General features: G+C 65.2%; 25 protein-coding genes. 20 read left to right on the top strand and 5 right to left on the bottom strand.

Annotated elements, in window-relative coordinates; translation table 11 throughout:
• Window positions 1-3: 3 nt before the first annotated feature.
• The 4 genes from RPR59_RS06925 to pyrF all read left to right on the top strand — a co-directional run bounded on the left by RPR59_RS06925 (window position 4) and on the right by pyrF (window position 4199).
• Window positions 4-699 carry an endonuclease/exonuclease/phosphatase family protein gene (locus RPR59_RS06925; RefSeq protein ID WP_313918043.1) on the top strand — a complete coding sequence of 232 codons (696 nt, stop codon included), beginning with the start codon at window positions 4-6 and terminating at the stop codon, window positions 697-699.
• 18 nt (window positions 700-717) lie between these two features.
• Entirely contained in the window at window positions 718-3009 is a 2292-nt protein-coding gene (locus RPR59_RS06920) for a patatin-like protein (protein WP_313918041.1), read from the top strand.
• 153 nt (window positions 3010-3162) lie between these two features.
• Window positions 3163-3528, top strand: coding sequence for a lipopolysaccharide assembly protein LapA domain-containing protein (locus RPR59_RS06915; protein WP_313918039.1), 366 nt, complete (start codon window positions 3163-3165; stop codon window positions 3526-3528).
• Window positions 3525-4199 carry an orotidine-5'-phosphate decarboxylase gene (gene pyrF, locus RPR59_RS06910; RefSeq protein ID WP_313918037.1) on the top strand — a complete coding sequence of 225 codons (675 nt, stop codon included), beginning with the start codon at window positions 3525-3527 and terminating at the stop codon, window positions 4197-4199. The genes RPR59_RS06915 and pyrF overlap by 4 nt, the downstream gene beginning before the upstream one ends.
• 21 nt (window positions 4200-4220) lie before the next feature.
• Here pyrF and RPR59_RS06905 read toward each other — a convergent pair whose 3' ends face one another.
• On the bottom strand, window positions 4221-4370 hold the full coding sequence (locus RPR59_RS06905; protein ID WP_313918034.1) for a lmo0937 family membrane protein: 150 nt from the start codon (window positions 4368-4370) through the stop codon (window positions 4221-4223).
• 134 nt (window positions 4371-4504) lie between these two features.
• Between RPR59_RS06905 and RPR59_RS06900 the strand changes: the two genes are divergently transcribed.
• The 8 genes from RPR59_RS06900 to RPR59_RS06865 all read left to right on the top strand — a co-directional run bounded on the left by RPR59_RS06900 (window position 4505) and on the right by RPR59_RS06865 (window position 10586).
• Window positions 4505-5143 carry a phosphoribosylanthranilate isomerase gene (locus RPR59_RS06900; RefSeq protein ID WP_313918032.1) on the top strand — a complete coding sequence of 213 codons (639 nt, stop codon included), beginning with the start codon at window positions 4505-4507 and terminating at the stop codon, window positions 5141-5143.
• A 75-nt stretch (window positions 5144-5218) separates the two neighbouring features.
• On the top strand, window positions 5219-6448 hold the full coding sequence (gene trpB, locus RPR59_RS06895) for a tryptophan synthase subunit beta (RefSeq protein WP_313918029.1): 1230 nt from the start codon (window positions 5219-5221) through the stop codon (window positions 6446-6448).
• Window positions 6445-6669: a hypothetical protein gene (locus RPR59_RS06890; RefSeq protein WP_313918027.1), complete on the top strand. Its 225-nt coding sequence runs from the start codon at window positions 6445-6447 to the stop codon at window positions 6667-6669. Before trpB ends, RPR59_RS06890 begins: the two co-directional genes overlap by 4 nt.
• A complete protein-coding gene (gene trpA / locus RPR59_RS06885; protein WP_313918026.1) occupies window positions 6669-7484 on the top strand; it encodes a tryptophan synthase subunit alpha in 816 nt (271 codons plus the stop codon). The genes RPR59_RS06890 and trpA overlap by 1 nt, the downstream gene beginning before the upstream one ends.
• Complete coding sequence (gene accD, locus RPR59_RS06880) at window positions 7481-8338, top strand: acetyl-CoA carboxylase, carboxyltransferase subunit beta (RefSeq protein WP_313918024.1); 858 nt, start codon at window positions 7481-7483, stop codon at window positions 8336-8338. Before trpA ends, accD begins: the two co-directional genes overlap by 4 nt.
• 49 nt (window positions 8339-8387) lie before the next feature.
• Window positions 8388-8771 carry an endonuclease domain-containing protein gene (locus tag RPR59_RS06875; protein WP_313918022.1) on the top strand — a complete coding sequence of 128 codons (384 nt, stop codon included), beginning with the start codon at window positions 8388-8390 and terminating at the stop codon, window positions 8769-8771.
• A gap of 2 nt (window positions 8772-8773) precedes the next feature.
• Window positions 8774-10099, top strand: a complete 1326-nt coding sequence (locus tag RPR59_RS06870) for a bifunctional folylpolyglutamate synthase/dihydrofolate synthase (protein WP_313918020.1) — start codon at window positions 8774-8776, stop codon at window positions 10097-10099.
• 49 nt (window positions 10100-10148) lie between these two features.
• Window positions 10149-10586 (top strand): DUF6628 family protein, encoded by a 438-nt coding sequence (locus tag RPR59_RS06865; RefSeq protein ID WP_313918019.1) that lies wholly within the window; start codon window positions 10149-10151, stop codon window positions 10584-10586.
• Here RPR59_RS06865 and RPR59_RS06860 read toward each other — a convergent pair.
• Window positions 10583-11929, bottom strand: coding sequence for an AmpG family muropeptide MFS transporter (locus RPR59_RS06860; protein WP_313918017.1), 1347 nt, complete (start codon window positions 11927-11929; stop codon window positions 10583-10585). The genes RPR59_RS06865 and RPR59_RS06860 overlap by 4 nt on opposite strands.
• Before the next feature lie 273 nt (window positions 11930-12202).
• Between RPR59_RS06860 and RPR59_RS06855 the strand changes: the two genes are divergently transcribed.
• From RPR59_RS06855 to RPR59_RS06845, 3 genes are read left to right on the top strand one after another with little or no spacing between them, the layout of a single operon-like run.
• The gene (locus RPR59_RS06855) at window positions 12203-13717 is read left to right on the top strand and encodes a sensor histidine kinase (RefSeq protein WP_313918015.1); all 1515 of its coding nucleotides are present in this window, start codon (window positions 12203-12205) and stop codon (window positions 13715-13717) included.
• Window positions 13718-13728: 11 nt separating this feature from the next.
• Window positions 13729-14172: a response regulator gene (locus tag RPR59_RS06850; protein ID WP_313918013.1), complete on the top strand. Its 444-nt coding sequence runs from the start codon at window positions 13729-13731 to the stop codon at window positions 14170-14172.
• A 21-nt stretch (window positions 14173-14193) separates the two neighbouring features.
• The gene (locus tag RPR59_RS06845; RefSeq protein ID WP_313918011.1) at window positions 14194-15225 is read left to right on the top strand and encodes a sensor histidine kinase; all 1032 of its coding nucleotides are present in this window, start codon (window positions 14194-14196) and stop codon (window positions 15223-15225) included.
• 306 nt (window positions 15226-15531) lie between these two features.
• On the opposite strand, the gene RPR59_RS06840 is transcribed toward RPR59_RS06845, so the two are convergent.
• Window positions 15532-15963 carry a response regulator gene (locus RPR59_RS06840; RefSeq protein WP_313918009.1) on the bottom strand — a complete coding sequence of 144 codons (432 nt, stop codon included), beginning with the start codon at window positions 15961-15963 and terminating at the stop codon, window positions 15532-15534.
• A 130-nt stretch (window positions 15964-16093) separates the two neighbouring features.
• On the opposite strand from RPR59_RS06840, the gene RPR59_RS06835 reads away from it, so the two are divergent.
• Both RPR59_RS06835 and rsmD read left to right on the top strand, forming a co-directional pair.
• A complete protein-coding gene (locus RPR59_RS06835) occupies window positions 16094-16960 on the top strand; it encodes a pseudouridine synthase (protein ID WP_313918007.1) in 867 nt (288 codons plus the stop codon).
• Window positions 16957-17502, top strand: a complete 546-nt coding sequence (gene rsmD, locus RPR59_RS06830) for a 16S rRNA (guanine(966)-N(2))-methyltransferase RsmD (RefSeq protein WP_313918005.1) — start codon at window positions 16957-16959, stop codon at window positions 17500-17502. Before RPR59_RS06835 ends, rsmD begins: the two co-directional genes overlap by 4 nt.
• Here the strand turns inward: rsmD and RPR59_RS06825 are convergent.
• Window positions 17499-18344, bottom strand: coding sequence for a hypothetical protein (locus tag RPR59_RS06825; protein WP_313918002.1), 846 nt, complete (start codon window positions 18342-18344; stop codon window positions 17499-17501). The genes rsmD and RPR59_RS06825 overlap by 4 nt on opposite strands.
• Window positions 18345-18466: 122 nt before the next feature.
• Window positions 18467-18661 (bottom strand): hypothetical protein, encoded by a 195-nt coding sequence (locus tag RPR59_RS06820; protein WP_313917999.1) that lies wholly within the window; start codon window positions 18659-18661, stop codon window positions 18467-18469.
• Window positions 18662-18756: 95 nt separating this feature from the next.
• Here RPR59_RS06820 and RPR59_RS06815 point away from each other — a divergent pair, with 95 nt between their 5' ends.
• From RPR59_RS06815 to RPR59_RS06805, 3 genes are all read left to right on the top strand, one after another.
• Window positions 18757-21144 (top strand): ATP-dependent helicase, encoded by a 2388-nt coding sequence (locus tag RPR59_RS06815; protein ID WP_313917997.1) that lies wholly within the window; start codon window positions 18757-18759, stop codon window positions 21142-21144.
• A 90-nt stretch (window positions 21145-21234) separates the two neighbouring features.
• Window positions 21235-22290, top strand: a complete 1056-nt coding sequence (locus RPR59_RS06810; protein ID WP_313917995.1) for a DUF262 domain-containing protein — start codon at window positions 21235-21237, stop codon at window positions 22288-22290.
• A complete protein-coding gene (locus RPR59_RS06805) occupies window positions 22287-22892 on the top strand; it encodes an MAE_28990/MAE_18760 family HEPN-like nuclease (protein WP_313917994.1) in 606 nt (201 codons plus the stop codon). Before RPR59_RS06810 ends, RPR59_RS06805 begins: the two co-directional genes overlap by 4 nt.
• The last annotated feature ends 20 nt before the right edge of the window (window positions 22893-22912 follow it).

Raw genomic sequence — 22912 nt, 5'->3', positions numbered from 1 at the left:
ACGATGATCAAGGTCGCGAGCTACAATACGCACAAGTCGATCGGCACCGATCGCCGGCGCGATCCCGAACGCACGCTGCATGTCCTGAACGAGATCGACGCCGACGTGATCGCGCTGCAGGAGGCCGACCGCCGTTTCGGCAGGCGGATGAGCGTCATCGCCCCGCATCTGCTGGAGGAACATACCGACTGGAAACCGGTGCCCGTGACCATGCGCCCGATGAGCATGGGCTGGCACGGCAATGTGATCCTGGTGCGTAAAGGTGCGCATATCCTCGATTGCGAGCCGATCCACCTGCCCGCGCTGGAACCGCGCGGCGCGGTGATGGCCGATCTCCGCGTGAATGGCGTCCCTTTGCGCATCATCGGCATGCATCTCGACCTTTCCGGCCTCTGGCGGCGGCGGCAGGCGCACGCCATTCTTTCGCACATCGCCGCCAGCGCGAAGCCGCTGCCCGCCGTGCTGATGGGCGACCTCAACGAATGGAGCACCGCGCGCGGCTGCCTGCGCGATTTCGGCCGCGACTTCGCCTTTGCCCCATGCGGCCGCAGCTTTCACGCGCGCCGGCCGGTCGCCACGCTCGACCGGATCATGGCCTCGCGCGACCTGACGATTCTGGAAGCGGGGGTCCATGAAAGCGCGGCTGCACGCACCGCTTCCGATCACCTGCCGATCTGGGCTAGGCTGGCCCCCGCATAGGAATACGGGCGGGGCAGGATGCGCGACAAGGAATTACGGCTGGCGCTGGTCTGCTACGGCGGCATCAGCCTCGCCGTTTACATGCACGGCATCACCAAGGAGATTTGGCGCCTCGCCCGCGCCAGCCGCGCCTTCTGCGACGACGAACCGCCGACAAGCGGCAGCCAGGCGGTCTATCGCGCGTTGCTCGAAAACATTGCCGACACCGCCGGGCTGCGCCTGCGCGTCATGGTCGACATCGTCGCGGGCGCGAGCGCGGGCGGCATCAACGGCGTATTCCTGGCCCAGGCGATCACCACCGGCCAATCGCTCGAGCCGCTGACGGCAATGTGGCTGGAAAAGGCAGATGTCGAAGCGCTGCTCGCCCCGTCACGCGCGCCGTCGAGCAAGATGACGAAATTCTGGGCGCTGCCCATCGCCTGGATGGTGGCCGGGCGCGGCAGCAATGTCGACGAGACGGTCGACCCGGAAAGCCGCGACGAGGTGCGCGCCAAGCTGGAACATTTCGTCCGCTCGCGCTGGTTCGAGCCGCCCTTCGGCGGCGAGCAGATGCTGACGATGATGTTCGATGCGCTCGACGCGATGGCGAAGACGCAGGAAGATCCGCGCCTGCTCCCGCCCGGCCAGCCCCTCGACCTGTTCGTCACCATCACCGATTTCGCCGGCCATCCCGAACGGCTGCGCCTCAACTCCCCGCCCGAAGTGGTCGAGACCGAGCACCGCCTCGTCTGCTCGTTCACCGATCGCGGTCATATGGGCGATGCGCTGGCACATCCGGCCGAACTGGCCTTCGCCGCACGCGCGACCTCCAGCTTTCCCGGCGCCTTCCCACCCTTCACGATTGCCGAACTCGACAAGGTCGTGGCCGACCGCAATGTCGACTGGCCGCACCGCGAGGCGTTCCTCGAACATGCGCTTCCGCGCCATTTCGCCATCGGTGCGGTCGACAAGGCGGCGCTGATCGACGGTTCGGTGCTCGCCAACGCTCCGTTCCGCCCGGCGATCGCGGCTCTGCGCGAACGCCCCGCCCGCCGCCAGGTCGATCGCCGCTTCATCTATATCGACCCGACGCCCGGCCACCGCTTCGGCGCATCCAGGCGGGAAAAGGATGCGCCCGGTTTTTTCCAGACGATCATCGGCGCGCTGTCCGAACTGCCGCGTCAGCAACCCATTCGCGACAATCTGGAAGACCTCGCCGATCGGTCCGAACGGATCACGCGCATGCTCGCCATCGTCGAGAAGATCCGCGCCGAGGTGGAAACCCAGGTCGTGTCGCTGTTCGGCTATACGCTGTTCCTCGACTATCCGACGCCCAAGCGCATCGTCTCCTGGCGCCGCCGCGCCCAGACGGCGGCGGCGGCGAAGGCGGGCTACGGTCACACCTCCTACGGTCTGTTGAAGGTCGACAACATGATCGACCGCATCACCGAGCTGCTGCACACGGTGGCCGACCGCCCCGGCCCGGACCATCGCCGCACCATTCACGAAGCGGTGAACAAGGCGGTGCGCGATCGCGGCTACGACGATTTCGGCGCGAGCGGCGGCGACAATGCTGCGCCTGCCACGCTCGATTTCCTGCGCAGCCACGACCTCGCCTTTCGCATTCGCCGCCTGCGCCTCGTCGCCCGCCGCCTCACCGAGCTTGACGAGGAGCACTCCCAGGCGGAGCTGACGCCCATCCGCGACGCCGTCTACGAATCGCTCGCCGCCTATCTGGAATGCGAGCGGCGCGAGACCTTTGCCGACCTCAAGCCGGAGGTCCGCGACCTGAAAGGCGATGCCGGCCCGCTGCTCGACCGCGTGGCGGATCGCATGGACCTGCCCGCGCTCGACGCCCGCACCGACGATCTGTTGTCGCGGGGCCTGAGCGCCCTGTCGCGCGAACTGCGCCGCCCGATCCTGCTCGCCTATCTCGGCTTTCCGTTCTTCGACATCGCGACCCTGCCGCTGCTCCAGGGCGAGGGGCTCGACGAATTCGATCCCATCCGCGTCGATCGCATCTCCCCCGACGACGCCACCGCCATCCGCGAGGGCGGGGCCGAGGCGACCTTGAAGGGCATCCAGTTCAACAGCTTCGGCGCGTTCTTCAGCCGCGGCTATCGCGAGAACGACTATCTCTGGGGCCGTCTCCACGGGGCCGACCGTCTGATCGATATCGTCCTGTCGACCCTCCCCTCCGGCAGCCGCATGAAAGCGGGCCATGTCGCCCGCCTGAAGCGCGAGGCCTTCCACGCCATCCTCGACGAAGAGGAAACCCGCCTGACCAACGCCGCCGGCCTGATCGCGGCAGTGCGCAAGGAAATCGGCTGACGCGGACTCCTCCCCAAGCAAGCTCGCGGGGGGGGGAATCGCTCGTCCGCGTCTCCTCAGCCGACCTTCCCCGCGTCCCACCCCTTCCCCCCCGCGCCCTCCCCGCCTAGAGTGGCGGGCGCGCGAAAACACCGGGAGGCGAGAAGCGACGGCATGCAGTTTCTGAAGACCCTGTTCTGGGCGCTGATCATCGGCCTGGCCGCGGCTTTCGCGCTGAACAACTGGGTCCCGGTGGAGATCCGTCTCTGGGGCGGGGTGGTCGCGGACGTGAACCTGCCGCTGCTGCTGCTTGTCACGTTCCTGATCGGCTTCGTGCCGATGCTGCTCGCTTATTACACCGTACGCTGGCGGTTACGGCAGCGGCTCGCGGCATCGGAGCGTGCGCTCACCGAACTGCGCGCCCTGCACGAATCGAAGCCGGCCACTGCCGAGCCCGGCGATCCCGCGCCCGCCGCCGACGCGACGCCCGCGGATGACGGCCCGCTATTTTCCTCCGGCACCGGAGGGCGCAGCGCGTGAAATCACCGATCTACGTTGCACTCGACACTCCCGATATCGACCGCGCCAAGGCGGTTGCGACGCGCGTGAAACAGCATGTCGGCGGCATCAAGCTCGGCCTCGAATTCTTCATGGCGAACGGCCGTCACGGCGTTCACGAGATGGCGGAAGTCGGTCTGCCGGTCTTCCTCGACCTCAAGCTGCACGACATTCCCAACACGGTCGCCAAGGCGATCCAGGCGCTGCGCCCGCTCGACCCCGCGATCCTGACGGTCCACGCCGCCGGTGGCCGCGCGATGCTGGAGGATGCCAAGGCGGCGGCCGCCGCCGGCACCAAGGTCGTGGCGGTGACGATGCTCACCAGCCTCGACGGTGCCGATATGCGCTCGATCGGCCTGGCCGCCGACCCGCACGAACAGGTGTTGCGTCTCGCCGAACTCGCACGGGAATCGGGCGTCGACGGCATCGTCTGTTCCGGCGAGGAGGTGTCGGCCGCGCACAAGGCCTGGAAGGACGGGTTCTTCGTCGTCCCCGGCGTCAGGCCCGCCGCCGGCAAGTCCGCCGATCAGAAGCGCGTCGTCACGCCCCGCGCAGCGTTGGACGGCGGTGCCTCGGTCCTCGTCATCGGCCGCCCGATCACCCAGGCCGACGATCCGGACGAGGCCGCCCGCGCGATCGAGGCGACGCTCTAGCGCACCCCCGGCGCAGGCCGGTCAAAGCCGTCGCCGGCCCGCGATCAATTGCCACACCACGACGATCACGGCGATCACGAGCAGCAGATGGATCAACCCACCCGCGACATGGAAGGCAAAGAAGCCGAGTAGCCACAATATCAGCAGAATGACGGCGATCGTCCAGAGCATGAGATCTTCCTTTCACGGCACCGCCCGTTGGGCGGCTCGATCAAACCTGAACCCGCGGATCGCCCGTTCCGTTCCCCGCATGATCACGCCGCCGGGTCTTGCCAAGCGCGGCCGAAGCCCCGATGGGGGCTGGCATGGCGACCGATGCGAAGATCTGCGGACTGTCCACGCCCGATACGCTGGATGCGGCCGTGCGTGGCGGCGCAAGCCATGTCGGATTCGTGTTCTTTGCCCCGTCGCCGCGCCATGTGAGCTTCGACGCGGTCGCAGCGCTCGCCGCGCGGGTGCCGCCGCACGTCCGTAAGGTCGGCGTATTCGTTGACCCCGATGACAACCTGCTCGACGCGGCCATTGCCGCTGCGAAACTCGATGCGCTCCAGCTTCACCGCACCGCGCCGGAGCGCACCGCCGCCATCCGCGGCCGGACAGGCCGGGAAATCTGGTCGGCGGTCGCGGTCAAGACTCGCGCCGATCTCGACGCCGCCCGCCGCTATGCCCAGGCCGCGGACCGGGTCCTCTACGACGCCAGAACCCCGGACGATGCCGCCCTTCCCGGCGGCATGGGCCTGCGCTTCGACTGGACGCTGCTGGAAGGGTTTCGCCACCCGCTTCCCTGGGCGCTGTCCGGCGGCCTGGATGCCGCCAACGTCGCCGAGGCGATCCACCGCACCGGGGCGCCGCTGGTCGATGTCTCCTCCGGCGTGGAATCGGCCCCGGGCATCAAGGCGGTGGACAAGATCGCCGCATTCCTCCAAGCGACCGCTGCGGCCTGATCCATCCGCGTCCGGCAACCATCGCGGCACACGGACAGGCATCTCGACTTCGCTGCACGCGAACGGCAAATGGACATGATGACCGCGAACTCCTACCGCACTCAGCCCGACGAACGGGGCCATTTCGGCGATTATGGCGGCCGCTACGTCGCCGAGACGCTGATGCCGCTTATCCTCGAACTCGACCGCGCCTATCGCGCCGCGAAGGCCGATCCGGCGTTCACGGCGGAGTTCGAGGACCTGCTCGAACATTATGTCGGCCGCCCCAGCCCGCTTTATTATGCCGAGCGGTTGACCGAGGCGCTGCGCGCGGATGCAGCGCCCGGCAAGGGCGCGGCTGTCTGGTTCAAACGCGACGAACTCAATCACACCGGTGCGCACAAGATCAACAACTGCATCGGCCAGATCCTGCTCGCCAAACGCATGGGCAAGACGCGCATCATCGCGGAAACCGGCGCCGGCCAGCACGGGGTGGCGACCGCCACCGTCGCCGCCCGCTTCGGCCTGCCCTGCGTCATCTATATGGGCGCCAAAGATGCGGCGCGGCAGCAGCCCAACGTATTCCGCATGAAGCTGCTGGGCGCGGAGGTTCGCGCGGTGGAGTCGGGCGCGAAGACGCTGAAGGACGCGATGAACGAAGCGCTCAGGGACTGGGTCGCCAACGTTCACGACACCTTCTACATCATCGGCACCGCCGCCGGCCCGCACCCCTATCCCGAGCTTGTTCGCGATTTCCAGAGCGTGATCGGCCGAGAGGCGCGCGAGCAGATGCAGGCGCGCACCGGTCGCCTGCCCGACCTGCTCGTCGCCGCGATCGGCGGCGGGTCGAACGCGATCGGGCTGTTTCATCCCTTTCTAGACGATGCACAAGTGAAGATGCTCGGCGTCGAAGCGGCGGGCGAAGGGCTGGACAGCAAGCATGCCGCCAGCCTCGCCGGCGGTTTTCCGGGCGTGCTTCACGGCAATAAGACCTATTTGCTGCAAACGCAGGACGGTCAGATTACCGAGGCCCATTCGATCAGCGCCGGCCTGGACTATCCCGGCATCGGTCCCGAACATGCCTGGCTGAAGGATATCGGCCGGGTGGAATATACCGCGGTTACCGACGAGCAGGCGCTCGACGCTTTCCAGCTCCTGTGCCGCACGGAAGGCATCATCCCGGCGCTGGAACCTTCACACGCCATCGCAGCGGTCGCCGCCAAGGCACGGGAAATGGACGAGGATCAGGTCATCCTCGCCAATCTGTGCGGCCGCGGCGACAAGGACATCTTCACCGTCGCCGAAGCCCTGGGAGTCGCGATATGAGCCGCCTGCAATTCCTCCTCGTCAATTTCTTCGGCTGGTTCCTGGTGATCGAACTGGCCGGCATCCTCGTCTTCAACCTGGCCGAAAACGGGCTGTTCAGCCTCTCGCCCTCGACCGTCTCCGCGACCGTGCTGGTGATCCTGTTCCTCGTCGCCATCCTGGGATCGGCGCTCGTCACCCGCCATTTCCTCCGCCGCCGCGCGAGGCGGGGCATCCGGTGATGACCGATCGTCTTGCCCAAGCCTTTGCCGGGGCCGCCGACGAAAATCGCGCCGCGCTCGTGACCTTCGTGACCGCCGGCGACCCCTCGCCCGCGGCGACGCCGGCGATCCTCGACGCGCTGGTCGAAGGCGGCGCCGACGTCATCGAACTCGGCATGCCGTTCACCGATCCCATGGCCGACGGTCCGGCGATCCAGGCCGCCGATCTGCGCAGCCTCGCCGCCGGCACCACCACCGCGGACGTGCTCGCCACCGCCCGCACCTTCCGCGACCGCCATCCGGACGTGCCGCTGGTGCTGATGGGCTATGCGAATCCCATGGTACGACGTGGTGCCGACTGGTTCGCCGAGGCTGCACGCGCCGCCGGGGTCGACGGCGTGATCTGCGTCGACATTCCGCCGGAAGAGGATGCAAGTCTCGGCCCGGCGCTGCGAAATGCGGGGATCGACCTCGTACGGCTCGCTACGCCCACCACCGATGCGTGCCGCCTGCCTGCGGTGCTGGAAGGCGCGGGCGGCTTTCTCTATTATGTCTCGGTCGCCGGAATCACCGGCAAGCAACAGGCCGCGGCCGGCACGATCGAGACGGCGGTCGCCGCGCTCAAGGTAGCGAGCGACCTGCCCGTGGCGGTGGGCTTCGGCGTCCGCACGCCCGAACAGGCCGCCGCCATCGCGCGGGTCGCCGACGGCGTGGTGGTCGGCTCGGCGATCGTCGAGCGGATCGCCGAGCACGGCGAGGATGCACCAGGTCCGGTGCGCGACTATGTACAGACACTGGCGGCCGCGATCCGCGCCGCAGCAAAGGAAACCGCATGAGCTGGCTCAACCGCGTCCGCAACGCGATCCCCTTCATCACCAAGCGCGAGACGCCCGATAACCTCTGGTACAAGTGCAAGGGCTGTGGCCAGATGGTGTTCCGCAAGGAGTGGGAGGAGAACCTCCATGTCTGCCCCAATTGCGAACATCACGGCCGCATCGGCCCGCAACTGCGCTTCGAATATCTGTTCGACGAGCAGAAATTCACGGTGCTTCCCAGCCCCAGGGTGGCCGAGGATCCGCTGAAGTTCCGCGATTCCAAGCGCTATACCGAACGCCTGAAGGCGGCCCGCGCGCAGACCGGCGATCAGGACGCCTTCCTGAACGCCCGTGGCACGATCGAGGGCGGCAAGGCGGTGGTCGGCGTACAGAATTTCGCCTTCATGGGCGGCTCGATGGGTCAGGCCGTGGGTGAGGCGTTCATCGCCGGCGTCGAGGCCGCGATCGCCGACAAGGCCCCCTATATCGTCTTCACCGCCAGCGGGGGCGCGCGGATGCAGGAAGGCATATTGAGCCTGATGCAGATGCCGCGCACCACCGTCGCGATCGAAATGCTGCACGACGCCAGCCTGCCCTATATCGTCGTCCTCACCGACCCGACCTCGGGCGGCGTGATGGCGGCCTATGCGATGCTGGGCGACGTGCACATCGCCGAACCGGGCGCGACGCTGGCCTTCACCGGCAGGCGGGTGATCGAATCGACGATCCGCGAAAAGCTGCCCGAGGATTTCCAGACCAGCGAATATTATCTCGAACACGGACTGATCGACATGGTGACGCACAGAAAGGACCTGCGCGAAACCCTCGGCAAGCTGATCGGCTTCCTCTGCAACGGCCGCACAGAGGCGGCGTAGAAGGGAGAAAAGCCCTCTCCCCTGCGGGGAGAGGGTTGGGAGAGGGGCAGTGCCGAAAACGAACGAACGCCTGCTCCAAAACGCAAAAGCGATGCGAAGCGAAATGCCGGAGCCGGAGCGTCGGCTCTGGGAAGCTATTCGCGGTAAACGCCTGAACGGCGTCAAGTTCAACCGCCAGGTGGTCATCGGCCCCTATATCGTGGATTTTGCGGCGAGATCGCACAAGCTCGTCATCGAAGTCGATGGCGACACCCACACCGATGCTGAGCGCGACGCCAACCGCACCGCCCATCTCGAATCACAAGGCTATCGGGTGCTCCGCTTCACCAATCACGAAATCATGACTAACCTTGCCGGAGTCAGCGAAGCGATTTTGTCGGCCATTCCGACTGCCCCTCTCCCAAACCCTCTCCCCGGCGGGGAGAGGGCTTAAATATGCCTGATCACGCCGTCTCGGCCGCTCCGGCAGTCCAGCGCCAGCTCGACCGCTTGTCGCAGCTCGGCCCCGGCGCCGACATTCTCGGCCTCGACCGCATCACCCGCCTGCTGGATCGCGTCGGCAACCCGCACCGCAAGCTCCCACCGGTCTTCCACGTCGCCGGCACCAACGGAAAGGGCTCCACCTGCGCCTTTCTGCGGGCCGCGCTGGAGGCGGACGGCAAACGCGTGCACGTCTTCACCAGCCCGCATCTCGTCCGCTTCAACGAGCGTATCCGCCTTGCCGGGCGGCTGATCGACGACGATGCGCTCGCCGTCCTGCTCGAAGAAGTGCTCGACCGCGGCGGCGACGTCGGCGCCAGTTTCTTCGAGGTGACGACCACCGCCGCATTCCTCGCCTTTGCGCGCACGCCCGCCGATGCGTGCGTCATCGAGGTGGGCCTGGGCGGACGCCTCGATGCCACCAATGTGGTCGATGCCCCCGCCGCCTGCGGCATCGCCCAACTCGGCATCGACCACGAAGCCTTTCTCGGTAATTCGCTGCTCGGCATCGCGCGCGAAAAAGCCGGGATCGCCAAGTCTGGCAGCCCGCTCGTCACCCTCGCCTATCCGGAAGATATCGCCGCCGCCGTCCGCGAAGTCGCCGAAGCGCGCGGCACGCCGCTGATCGCCGGCGGCAAGGACTGGAATTTCACCCGCACGCCGGAGCACGTCACCCTCTCCGACCGGCACGGCACGCTCACCGTGCCCGCTCCGCAGCTCGTCGGCGGCCATCAGGGCGCGAACCTCGCGCTCGCCCTCACCATGCTTCGCGCGCAGTCCCGGGTTCGCGTCAGCGAAGCCGCGCTGAAAGCCGCCGCGACCGACGCGCGCTGGCCGGCGCGGATGCAGCGCCTGGCTCCGGGCCCGCTCACCGATCGCCTGCCGGCCGGCAGCAGCGTCTGGCTTGACGGCGGCCACAACCGGGCCGCCGCCGCCGCGGTCAGCAATGCACTTGCCGAGCGCGCCGGGGGTGCCCGCGTCCACCTGATCCTCGGCATGCTGTCGAACAAGGATGCGCCCGGTCTGCTCGCGCCGTTCGTTCCGCTGGCCGAGTCGCTCACGGCCATCCCCGTGCCCGGCCACGATCACCACGCACCGAATATGCTGGCGACCCTGGCACACGACCTCGGCATCGCCGCCACCAGCACGGCCCCCGACGTTACCGCCGCGATCGACGGTATCGCCGCCGCTGCGCACGAGTCGCCGCCGATGGTCTGCATCCTCGGCTCACTCTACCTCGCCGGCGAAGTGCTCCGCGAAAACGATGAATGCCCCGACTGAGTACTTGTTGCTATTGACTTGCAATAACGGATTGGCGAGGCTGCGCCGCATGACGATGAACAGCCCCCAGCCGCTCGCCATGCTCGCGTCCACGCTGCCGCATCGCCAGCCCGACTCGCGTAGCGCCCGCCTCGCCCTGTTCGCGATCCGGCAGATGGGGGCGAACGGTCTGGACGATGCGCACGCCCAGCATGCGATGTTCCTCACCTTCGGCCAGCATTATCGCCGCCCGCTTACGGCGCTGCGCACATTGGTGTTCGAATTGTCCCAGGCTTCGTCCCGCCCGATCAACATCGCCCCGCGCTGCTGCTGCCGCATGACTGCGGACGAAGCGGCCCTGCTCGCGATCCTGGCCCGCGCCACCGACAATGCGCCCGCCGCCGAAATGCTGCTCGCAGACCTCACCGGCTGCCGAACGACGCCGGGTCTGTTCATGAGCGTGCAGTTCGTCGCAGACGCCTTCGCGGATGCCGGGCGGCCGTTCTAGGACTGCTCGATCGGCTTCTCGGCGCGGACATCGCCATCGCCCTGCGTGCCCGCGCTGCCGATCGAACGATCGACCAGCCCGCTGCGCATCATCCAGGCATAGAGGATCACGCCCGGCAACGCGACGACGGTGGTGAGCAGATAGAAGTTCACATAGCCCATCCACTCGATCAACGCGCCCGCCGTCGTTCCGGTAATGAACCGTCCGACGATCGCCGCACCTGCTGAGATCAGCGCATATTGAAATGCCGTGAACCGCAGGTCGCACAGCGCCGAGAAATAAGCGACGACGACCACGCCGCCGAATCCGCTCGCGAAATTTTCGAACCCGATCGCACCGCCCATGCCCCAGTTGGAATGGCCCAACGCTGCCAACCCAGCGAAGCTGAGATTGGAGATCGCCATCAGGATTAGGGCGAACAGCACTGATCGCTTCATCCCCATCCGCGCATAGAGCATCCCGCCGACGAAGATGCCGATCAGATACGCCCAGAAACCCAGTCCCACGTCGAAAAAGGCGATCTCGTCGTTCGAAAAGCCGAGATCGTCGAACAACAGACGAAAGGTCAGATTGGCGAGCGTGTCGCCAATCTTGTGAACGAGGATGAAGATCAGCACGATTATCGCGCCCTCGCGCGAAAAGAACTGCGCGATCGGGTCCCATACCGTGTGCAGCATCGCCTGCACCCCCTTGCGCTCGACGGGATCGCGGTGCCGCTTCGGCTCACCGAGCAACAGTCCGGTGATCATCGCGGGCAACGCCAGCAACGCGCAGGCGAGATAGGCAGCTTCCCAACCATATCGCGCCGCCACGACCAGCGCGATCGCGCCCGCCCCGGCCGACCCGATCCGCCAGCCATATTGCGACATTCCCGATCCTACGCCGAGCTGCCGCGGCTCGAGGATTTCGATCCGATAGGCGTCGATCACGATGTCGAACGTCGCGCTGGCGAAGGCGACCAGGATGGCGGCGATCGCGGTCGCCTCGATATCGCTTGTCGGTTGCTGGACCGCGAGATTGGCGACCGCCACCATCACCAGCGCGCCGGTGAAAAGCAACCACGACACGCGCTGACCCAGCCGCCCGAGCAGCGGGATATGCACCCCGTCCACGATCCACGCCCACAACCATTTGAACGAATAGATGAGGAAGGCGAGGCTGAACGCCGTCACCGTCGATTTCTCGATATTGGCCTGGGCGAGCCGTGTGGTCAGCGTCGCGGCGATCATCGCAAAGGGAAAACCGGACGAGATGCCCAGCGCGAGGGCCGCCAGCGGCGCCTTTTCGAGATACGGCTTCACACCGTCGATCCAGCTTCCGCCCTCGGCGCCCGATTCACGCATTAACCACTTGCTCCCCGAACTCGTTTGGCGCGACACTAGCGGAAAAGGTGGAGAGGAACAGCCACGAACGCGCTCACGCCCACCCGCGGACAACTCGCCTCGGCGGAGCAGATCGCAGAAGGGGTTCGCGCGGGTGCCGCTGGTCATCGCCCCGTCGGCGCTGCTTCCCGACCGCAACATGGCCGTGCCGCACGACGCGGTCGAGGCGCGGCTCGCCTGAGGCCGGCGCAGCTTTCCCTTGATTTGCGGCGCGCTTCATGGCTTCGCGAGGGCATGACCCAGTCCCCCGCCCCCGGCGCCCGCGCGCGCACCGCCCTGCCGACCGCCGTCACTCTCCGCTCGCGCCCGTTGGTCGTGTTGATCGTGATCGGCCTGCTGGCGCTGGTCGGCGCCCTTGTCGCCGCCGTCTGGGTTCAGAATCGCAGTGCCGCCGACGGCGACCTCGTCGAACACACGCTGGAGGTCGAGGCCCGCGTGAACGCGCTTTCGGCCCTCAACGAACAGATCGAGACCTCGCGCCGCGGCTATCTGCTCCAGGGGGACGACATCTATCGCCGGCACTTCGTCGATGCCGCCGCCCAGGTCGGGCCGTTGATCGCCAGGATCGACGAAATGACGAACGACAACGGCTCGCAACAGGCGCGGCTGAACGCATTGCGCAACCTGTCGGAACAGCGGCGCGCGCATCTCGCGAACGTTGTTGCGCTGGTGAAATCGGGCCGCCGCCGCCTAGCTGTCCGCGCCTTCGGAAACGACGATTCCACCGCCATCACCCGGCGTTTTCGCGCGATCGTCGACGAAATGCTGCACGAGGAGCAGGCGCTGCTGCGCGATCGCAATATCCGCCAGCGCGAAACGCTCACCACACTCTACATCGTACTCGCCATCACCGCGGCCCTGATCATCGCCATTGCCGCCTCGGTGCTCGTCATCCTCGGCCGCGCATCGAAAGCCCTGCACGCCAGCAATGCGGAGCTGGAGCGCCTCAACAGCAATCTGGAAGCCGAAATCGACGCACGCACGGGCGAGCTTCAGCGCGCCAATCAGGAAATCCAGCGCTTCGCCTATATCGTGTCGCACGACCTGCGCTCGCCGCTGGTCAACGTCATGGGATTCACCGCCGAACTGGAAACCGCGCGCAAGGACATCGCGGCCTATTTCGACACGCTGTTCGAGGAGCATCCCGATCTCGCCAGCCAGGAGGCTCGCCGCGCCGTCGAGGAGGATCTGCCGGAGGCGCTGGAATTCATCCGCACCTCCACGGCGAAGATGGACCGCCTGATCAACGCCATTCTCCAGCTTTCGCGGCAGGGCCAGCGTCGGCTCGCGCCCGAGGAACTGGCGATGGGCACCCTGGTGGAGGACATTGCCGACAGCCTGCACCAGCGCGCCTCCACGGCCGGCGCGACCATCACGATCGAGGAACTGCCCGACATCGTCAGCGACCGTCTGGCGATCGAGCAGATCTTCTCCAACGTCATGGAAAACGCCGTCAAATATCTCAGCCCCGACCGGGCGGGCGAGGTGACCGTCCGCGGCAGGGTCGAGGGCGCTCGCGCCGTCTATGAGATCGAAGACAATGGCCGCGGCATCGACCAGCGCGACCACGGCCGTATTTTCGAGCTGTTTCGCCGCTCGGGCGCGCAGGACCAACCGGGCGAAGGGTTGGGGCTGGCCTATGTGCGTGCGCTGATTTACCGTCTGGGCGGGGCCGTCGAGGTAGAATCGGAACTTGACCGCGGCACCACCTTCAGGCTTTCACTACCGCTGGCCATATCCGCATCGTAACGAAGGGAAGTATGAGTACCCGATATCCCGCCGTGAACATCGTCATGATCGAAGACGATGAAGGCCATGCCCGCCTGATCGAAAAGAACATCCGCCGCGCCGGCATTTCCAACGAAATAAAGCATTTCGCCGACGGCACGTCGGCGCTCAAATTCCTGTTCGAGGCGCCCGACGGACCGACGTTGAACGGCCCCGCGCTGGTATTGCTCGATCTCAACCTGCCGGACATGAGCGGTACGGACATCCTCGAGCGGATCAAGGAAGACGAGACGCTGCACCGGACCCCGGTCGTCGTCCTGACCACCACCGACGACAAGGTGGAAATCCAGCGCTGCTACGATCTCGGCTGCAACGTCTACATCACCAAGCCGGTCAATTATGAAAGCTTCGCGGATGCCATCCGCCAGCTCGGCCTGTTCCTGTCCGTCATCCAGATGCCGGACTTCGCGCAATAGCGTCCGGACACGGGGAATACCGTGCGCATACTCTATATCGATGATGACGCGGGCCTGCGCCGCCTGGCCGAGCGAGCGCTGACGCGACGCGGTTTCCATGTGCGCACCGCCGCCAACGGGCCGGAGGGGCTGGCGCTTCTTGATGCGGAACGGTTCGACCTCGTCGCCATCGACCATTACATGCCCGGCCAGGACGGGCTCCAGGTTCTCGCCACCATCCGCGAACGGCCGGACGCACCGCCCGTCGTCTATGTCACGGGATCGGACGAAACCCGCGTCGCGGTCGCGGCGCTGAAGGCGGGCGCCGCCGATTATGTCGTGAAGACGGTGGGCGAGGCCTTTTTCGACCTCCTGTCGCGCAGTTTCGAACAGGCCGTTCGCCAGGTCGCGCTGGAAGCGGACAAGCGCCGCGCCGAACGCGAACTGCGCGAAAGCCTTGCGCGCCTCGAAACCATGTTGGGCGAGGTCCATCACCGCGTCGCCAACAGCCTTCAGCTCGTCTCCGCCTTCGTCAACATGCAGCTCGTGGCCGGGTGCAGCGACGAAACGCGCGAGGCGTTGATCGCCATTCAGGGACGGATCGACGCCATCGGCCAGGTGCACCGCCGGCTCTATACGTCGAACCATCCGGATTCGGTGCGGCTCGACGAATATCTCGACCACCTCCTGCGCGACATCGGGCGCAGCCTGAGCAGCGGCGCACCCGATTTGGTGCTCAGGGCGCAGCCGCTCGTGGTAAAGCCCGATCATGCCATCTCGATCGGCATCATCGTCGCCGAACTCTCCAGCAACGCGATCAAATACGCCTATCCCGGAAATTCGAGCGGAGAGGTGCGCGTGTGCGTGGAAGGCGCGGGCGAAGGTTTCGCCGTGCGCGTCGAGGATGACGGCATCGGCATGCCCGCCGACGGGAAGGTGCGCGGCACGGGCCTCGGCATGCGCGTGATCGACGCGATGGCGCGCAGCGTCGGCGGAACGATTTGCCGCGATGACGGCGCCCAGGGCGCGGCCTTCCGCCTCGATGTGCCGCCCGGCGTGGCGATGGAACCCTGACCCGCGCACGCTCTACATTCGCAGCGTCCCGGTACGTTACAGAGCCTGGAGCGTCTGGCGGAGGTAATAGCGGCTCGACGCCACGGGGAATCGCCTCCTCCCCTCCCTCTAGGAGAATTCTGCGAAACCCATTCTCGTCTCCCCGGCGGAAGCCCGGTCCACCGAGCCGCTTAGCTTAAGCGTTTGCTGTTGCAGCCAGGTGGATGCTGAAACAAGTTCAGCATGACGAAAGAAGTTTCCACTTTCGCGCCTTTTGCAGAAGTCTCCCTGAGGGGGAGGGGAGATGGGACGACACGCGTCGCCCGGCTAGGCTGCGGCGTCGAACAGGCTGAAATTGGCCGGCAGCTTCTTCGGCTTCCTGCCCTCCGCCACGGCCTCGATGGCGTCGATCGCCGTCATCAGGTCGCGCTGCGTATAGGGTTTCGACAGACATCCCGCGGCCAATTCCCGCGCTTCGGCCGGGCAGTTGCCGGTCACGAACAGCACCAGCACGCCCGCTGCGTGCGCGGCTTGCGCGACGTCGATGCCACTGCCGTCGTTGAGCTTGACATCGACCAGCACGAGATCCACCGGCATCGGCCCCTCGAGCACCGACCTGGCCTCGATCACCGAATCGGTCGTGTCGACGATCGAAAATCCTTCATCGCCCAGGAAATGCTCGGTGTCGAACGCCACCAGCGGCTCATCCTCGACGATCAGGATGTTGTTTATCCGCCGCTTTTTCTTTCCGAACAACATGGACTTCGCTCACGCTCCCTGGATCGTGCAACCGTTTCGGTTCCGATCGAACCAACTCGACAGGTGCAGGATCGTTGCGCGCAGCAAAGCTTTTGCACCGACGCACAAACACTCTATCACCGCGGCCATTATGACTGTCACGCCCAAAAAAGCCCGCGCCCGGCAACCGAACGATCCTGCGCCCCGTTCGTCGGCCAAGGAAGCACAGCGCATCGCCAAACTGCTCGCCCGTGCGGGAATCGCGTCGCGGCGAGAGGTGGAGCGCATGATCGCCGACGGCCGGGTCGCGATCGATGGCAAGGTATTGGAAACGCCCGCCACGCTCGTCGCCTCGCTGCACGGCGTCACCGTCGACGGACAGGCCGTCGCCGCGCCGGCGCCTGCGCGCCTCTTCCTGTTCCACAAGCCGACCGGCTGCCTCACCACCGAACATGATCCCAAGGGGCGTAAGACGATCTACGACGTCCTGCCGGATGGGTTGCCCCGGCTGATGCCGGTCGGCCGGCTCGACTACAATACCGAGGGGCTGCTCCTGATGACCACGGACGGCGAGTTGAAGCGGCAGCTCGAACTTCCGTCCTCGGGGGTGGAGCGCACCTATCGCGCCCGTGCCTTCGGCCAGGTCAACCAGGAGCAGTTGGAGGACCTGATCGAGGGGGTGGAAATCGACGGCATGCGCTATGGCCGGATCGACGCCAATCTCGAACGCCGCACCGGCGCCAATACCTGGGTCGAAATGACGCTCACCGAGGGAAAGAATCGCGAGGTCCGCCGCGTTCTCGAACATCTCGGGCTGGAGGTGAACCGCCTCATCCGCACGCGCTACGGCCCTTTCGAGCTGGCCGACCTGCCCTCGGGCGGCGTCACCGAAGTGCGCCGCCACGATCTGGTCGTGTTCCGAAAGACGCTCGCCCCACCCCGGAAGAACGAGGACGGCCGCGACCGTAAGCGACCGGACCGCTCGCCGCGCCCAGGCCGCCGCCAGACCGGCAAATGAGGATTATCGCCGGCCAGTGGCGCGGGCGTCCGCTGTCGAGCCCGCGCGGCGCCACCACGCGTCCCACCGCCGACCGTACGCGTGAGGCGCTATTTTCCATGCTCGCCAGCCGCCTCGGCAGTTTCGAGGATCTGCGCGCGGCCGATCTGTTCGCCGGCTCGGGCGCGCTCGGGCTGGAAGCATTGTCGCGCGGCGCGGCGACCTGCCTGTTCGTCGAGCAGGATCAGGCGGCGATAGAGGCGATCCGCGACAATGTCCTCAGGCTCGGCGCGCACGGCGCGGACATCCGCGCGCAGTCGGTCATGGCGCTGGGTCCGGCTTCGGAACCGCTCGACCTGATCCTGATGGACCCGCCCTACGAAACCGGCGCGGGCAGCGTCGCACTCGACAGGCTGGAGCGCCTCGGCTGGGTCGGCGATCATAGCTGGATCAGCATCGAAACCGGCCGCGGCGAAAACGTCGAGGTTGCCGGCTTCGCGGTCGACGCCGCCCGCAGTTACGGCAAGGCAAAGATCACGCTGTTGCGCCGCGCCCGATCCTAATTCGCACCGCTCGGCGAGCGCTGCAGGTCGTAATCGATCCGGATGCGCACCCAGGCGCCGACCTGCGATTTGCCGCCGATGCGCGGCGGCCGCACGCGGAACTGGTATGCCGCCGCCAATACCGCCTGCGCGATCCCCGAATGGTCGGGATATTCATCCACGGACACGCAATCCTCCACCCGGAAACGCGGCGCCGTCTTGCACGCGATCAGCGCCCAGCCCGGCCCCTTCGCCGCCGACAGATAGCCGCGCAGTTCATCGTCGCGCGGCTCGCGATACCAGGATGCGGCATATAACGGCTCGCCATGCGGGCCGGAGCCCGCCACGCGCGGCGTATCGCCCGCCGTCGCTGCATAGAGCGGATTCGCCACCGGCCCATAAGGCTGCGCCGGCGCCGTTTTCGGCTTTGACGGGTTGCGATTGGAAAGATCGATGCTCGCCATCTGGTCGGGCGAGATCGGGATGAAGGCCGGCGGCTCCTTCGCCTGCTCCGGTTGCGGCTCGGGCGGCGGGGGCTGCGGTGGCATCGGCTGCCGCTCCGGCTGCGGCTGCGGCTGCGCTGCCTCGGACCGCTCCGCCGGTTCGGGTTGGGCGCGATCAGCGTCCGCCGGTGTCGGCTTGCCCGCATCGGCATTCTTTTCGACGGCATCCTCGGGCGTATAGAATTGCAGAACCGTACTTTCCGGCGGCTCCTCGCGCATCGCCGGACCCGCGAGCGTCAGCAGCAGCAACGCCAGCAATATCTCGATCAGCAGCGCCAGCAGCGCCCCCGACAGGCGGGTTCCCAGCCGAGATCGGACCGCGTCCGGAAAGTGTTGCAGCAGTCGGGGAAGCTGAACCAAGAAACCTCGATCTCGACAAGCGGACGGCGCGCGGACGCCGCGATGCGTGCACCGCGCGCTATCAGCGCTTTGCGTTCAAAACATGTCGGCGGTATGTCGCGCAATCACTTCGGCGCGGCGCGTCATTCCTGCGGGCATTCGCGCGTGGTGATCCGCGTGACCGTCCCGCCGGCATCGCGCTCCACCTGGCGTTCCGGCGCGCATCCGCCGCCCCCGACGATGCCGGAGGTCCGCAGCCAGACCCAGCCGAACGTCACCAGCGCCGCGAGCGCCAGTGCGATCACCAGCCGCCGCCGAAACCGTCCGCCCTCGTCCATCCCAATCCTCCTGTGACAGCGACATAATACACCGCACGTTGCGCTTCGTCATCCCATGCTTGCCCGTCGCGCGCTCGTTCCCTAACTGTTCACGCGTGACCGAGCTTGCCCCCACCCCGTCCGAACCGCCCTACCTCCGCGGCCTCAACGAACCGCAGCGCGAGGCCGTGCTCACCACCGACGGCCCCGTCCTCGTCCTCGCCGGCGCGGGCACGGGCAAGACCGCCGCGCTGACCCGCCGCCTCGCCCACATCCTCTACCAGCGCAAGGCATGGCCGTCGGAGATCCTCGCCGTCACCTTCACCAACAAGGCGGCGCGCGAGATGAAGGAGCGCGTCGGCCACCTCGTCGGCGACGCGGTCGAGGGGATGCCGTGGCTGGGCACCTTCCACGCGATCGGCGCGAAGATGCTCAGGCGCCATGCCGAGCTGGTCGGGCTGCACAGCAACTTCACCATCCTCGACACCGACGATCAGAAGCGCCTGCTCAAGCAACTCATCGCCGCCAACGATCTCGACGAGAAACGCTGGCCCGCGCGCCAGCTCGCCGGGCTGATCGACGGGTGGAAGAACAAGGGCCTGACGCCCAAGGACCTCGACGCCGGCGAGTCCGAGCTTTACGCCAATGGTCGCGGGCAGGACCTCTACCAGCAATATCAGGATCGCCTGCGCACGCTCAACGCCTGCGATTTCGGCGACCTGCTCCTCCACATGCTCGTGATCCTCAAGGAGCACGCGCAAGTCCTCGAACAGTATCAGCAGCGCTTCAAATACATCCTCGTCGACGAATATCAGGACACCAACGCCGTCCAGTATCTCTGGCTGCGCCTCTTGGCCCAGGAGCGAAAGAACATCGCCTGTGTCGGCGACGACGACCAGTCGATCTATTCGTGGCGCGGCGCGCGGGTCGAGAACATCCTGAAGTTCGAGCGCGACTTCCCCGGCGCGACCGTCATCCGCCTCGAACAGAATTACCGCTCCACCCCGCACATCCTCGGCGCGGCATCCGGCGTCATCGCCAACAATGGCGGCCGCCTCGGCAAGATGCTGTGGACCGAGCTCGACGCCGGTGAAAAGGTGAAGGTGCTCGGCGTCTGGGACGGCCCCGAAGAGGCCCGCCGCGTCGGCGAGGAGATCGAGGCGTGCCAGCGCGCCGGCAAGAGCCTGGACGACATCGCCATCCTCGTCCGCGCCCAGCACCAGACGCGTGAGTTCGAGGACCGCTTCATTTCGATCGGCCTGCCCTACCGCATCATCGGCGGGTATCGCTTCTACGAACGCGCCGAAATCCGCGACGCGCTCGCCTATCTGCGCATCATCAACCAGCCCGCCGACGACCTCGCCTTCGAACGCATCGTCAACACCCCCAAGCGCGGCCTGGGCGACAAGGCGGTGGCGCAGATCCACAGCCTCGCGCGCGCCGAGGGCGTCCCCCTCCTCACCGCCGCCGCGCGCCTGATCGGCACCGACGAGCTACAGGCCCGCGCCCGCAACGCCCTCGCCGCCTTCATCGCCGACATCGCCCGCTGGCGCGACATGGCGTTCAGTTCCTCGCCAAGCTCGCTTGAGGAGGGGAACCGCCCGGCGCAGCCGGGTGGTGGAGGGGCCGGCGAAGCCGGAACGCCGTTCGCCGACGCCATCCCCCACCCCGAACTCGCCCGCATCGTCCTCGACGAAAGCGGCTACACCGCGATGCTGCAGGCGGACAAATCCGCCGAATCCGCCGGCCGCCTCGAAAACCTGACCGAGCTTGTCCGCGCGATGGAGGAATATGAAAGTCTCGGCGCGTTCCTCGAACATGTCAGCCTCGTCATGGACAACGATGCGCTCGCCGAGGACGCGAAGGTCACCATCATGACCATCCACGCCGCCAAGGGACTGGAATACGACACCGTGTTCCTCGTCGGCTGGGAAGAAGGGCTGTTCCCCTCGCAGCGCGCGCTCGACGAAGGCGGCCTCGCCAGCCTCGAGGAGGAGCGCCGCCTCGCCTATGTCGCGATCACCCGCGCGCGCCGCCGCGCGGTCATCCTCCACGCCGCCAACCGCCGCATCTACGGCCAGTGGAACTCCAGCCTGCCGAGCCGCTTCGTCGGCGAACTGCCCAGGGAGCATATCGAGGAGGAAACGACGATGACCGGCGGCGAGAGCCTGTGGCGCGCCAACTGGTCCGAACATAGCGACCCCTTCGCCGACACCACGCGCGGCACCGGACGAGGCCCCGGCTGGCAGCGCGCGGCGGGCAAGATCGGCGGCGAATGGACCAGCCGCACCTTCACCCGCGAACCGGCCCGCGTGATGGAAGCGCGCGCCAGCGCCGTCAGCCTCGGCAACAAGGGCCGCGACGATATTGCGGTCGGTTGCCGAGTCTTCCACCAGAAATTCGGCTATGGCCGGGTGGAGGAAATCGAAGGCAACAAGCTCGAAATCGAGTTCGAAAAGGCCGGCCGCAAACGGGTGATGGATAGTTTTGTGACGGTGGAATGAGAGGCGACTCTCAGGAACCCGTTGTTTTCCAAATTTCTGGCACTACTCTGATGACGATTTTGACTGGGAATTAGCGGTATGGGGAAGGTCTTGGACGCCATCGAGAATAATGAAATCCGAACGGAAGCTGTGGATTTCTCTTTCGGAGAATTGCTCAATCTCCACAAAGACGGCGAGATCGTTATCCGCCCAGAGTATCAGCGGCTGTTTAGATGGAGTAACGAGCAGCGGTCTCGGCTCATCGAGTCTATACTGCTCAAACTCCCTATTCCTCCCATCTTCCTCATCGAGGATAATGAAGGCGTTCTCGAGCTTATAGATGGCCTTCAGCGAACTAGCTCAGTGATTCAATTCATGGATCACGACGCCATTGAAGAACCAGAATTAATCCTTGAGGGATGCGACATCCTCGATGATCTCAACGGAATGAAATTCGAAGATTTTGCGACATCAATTCGCTTGGGGTTAAAAAGGACTCCAATACGAGCAATCATAATCAAGAAAAGCGGGAGCGATTTTGTAAAATATGAGATGTTCAAGCGTCTCAATACGGGCGGATCGCTTTTGGCTCCGCAAGAAATTCGCAATTGCTCCTGCCGGATGATCTCCGGAGGTGCGGACTTTTATACCAGACTCCAATCGCTTGCATCACATAGCGGATTCGTCACCGCCACCAATCGGATTCCCGAGACGGATCGCGAGCAACGGGCTGATGAAGAACTGGTGCTTCGCTTTTTTGCAGTAGAGCAATATCGGGATCACTTCTCCGGCAATGTCCGAGAATGGCTCGATGCATACATGGAAGAAATCCTGTTCGAAGAAGACCAGAGTCATATTTTTAATGAAGATCATTTCAGATACTTTTTCGACTTCATCGCGGACAAGTTTGGTGACTCCGCGTTTTCTCGCTGGAGAGACGGGAGCGCCACCGGACGGTTGGCTCCCGCTTATTTCGAAGCTGTGTGTGGCGCACTCTCGCCGCGCTTTAAAGAATTAACCGATCGTTCGCCGGAGGATCTGCAAGCAACATTAAACAACGCGTTTGAAGACGAGGAATTTCGGGACGCTACCGGCCCGGGCGCGAATTCAAAGATGAAGATGGAAGCGCGCATCGAGGTAGTTGGGAAACATTTCTTTCCGGAATGAGTCCAATAAAGGAAATTGAGCGTGATCTGGATTGGCGAGAGACAGAACTTGCCACTCTTAGATTGCTACTTGCAAACAGGGCGGTTCAAGCACGGGAGCGAACCGTTCTGTTCCGCGCAGCATGGACGCTACTCTATGCCCACTACGAAGGTTTCTGCAAATTTGCGCTTACGGTATATTACGACACCCTCAAGCGCTCCGGAAAAAAGTGTGACGAGTTTCCGTTTCCTGTTCAGTGCTTTGCTGTAAGCAAAAATCTCAAGAAGATACGTGACCTTCCAAGAAAAGAACTATTGCAGAAGATAGTTAAGTTTTCAGATGAACATTTGAAGTCGTCTCCATCATTTCCTGAGGTAGAGACCGATTCAAATCTCTGGCCCGATAAGCTGATCGAACTATTATATGATGCTGACCTAGTCACACCATCACTACCGCTTCATAATCGAAAATTAGAAACATTGGTAAGGCGGCGAAATAAGATCGCGCATGGCGAGCGCGACATTATCAAGGAGTTGGATTACTACGTAGAGTATGAGGATGCATTTAAGATAGTGGCTTATGAGTTGGTTTTTGCAATCAACGACAAACTCGAAGCCCTATAATTTTTTTGCTGCGAACTTTC

Source organism: Stakelama saccharophila (genome assembly GCF_032229225.1).
GTDB lineage: Bacteria > Pseudomonadota > Alphaproteobacteria > Sphingomonadales > Sphingomonadaceae > Sphingomonas > Sphingomonas saccharophila.
This window is presented reverse-complemented; position numbering and strand designations above follow the sequence as displayed.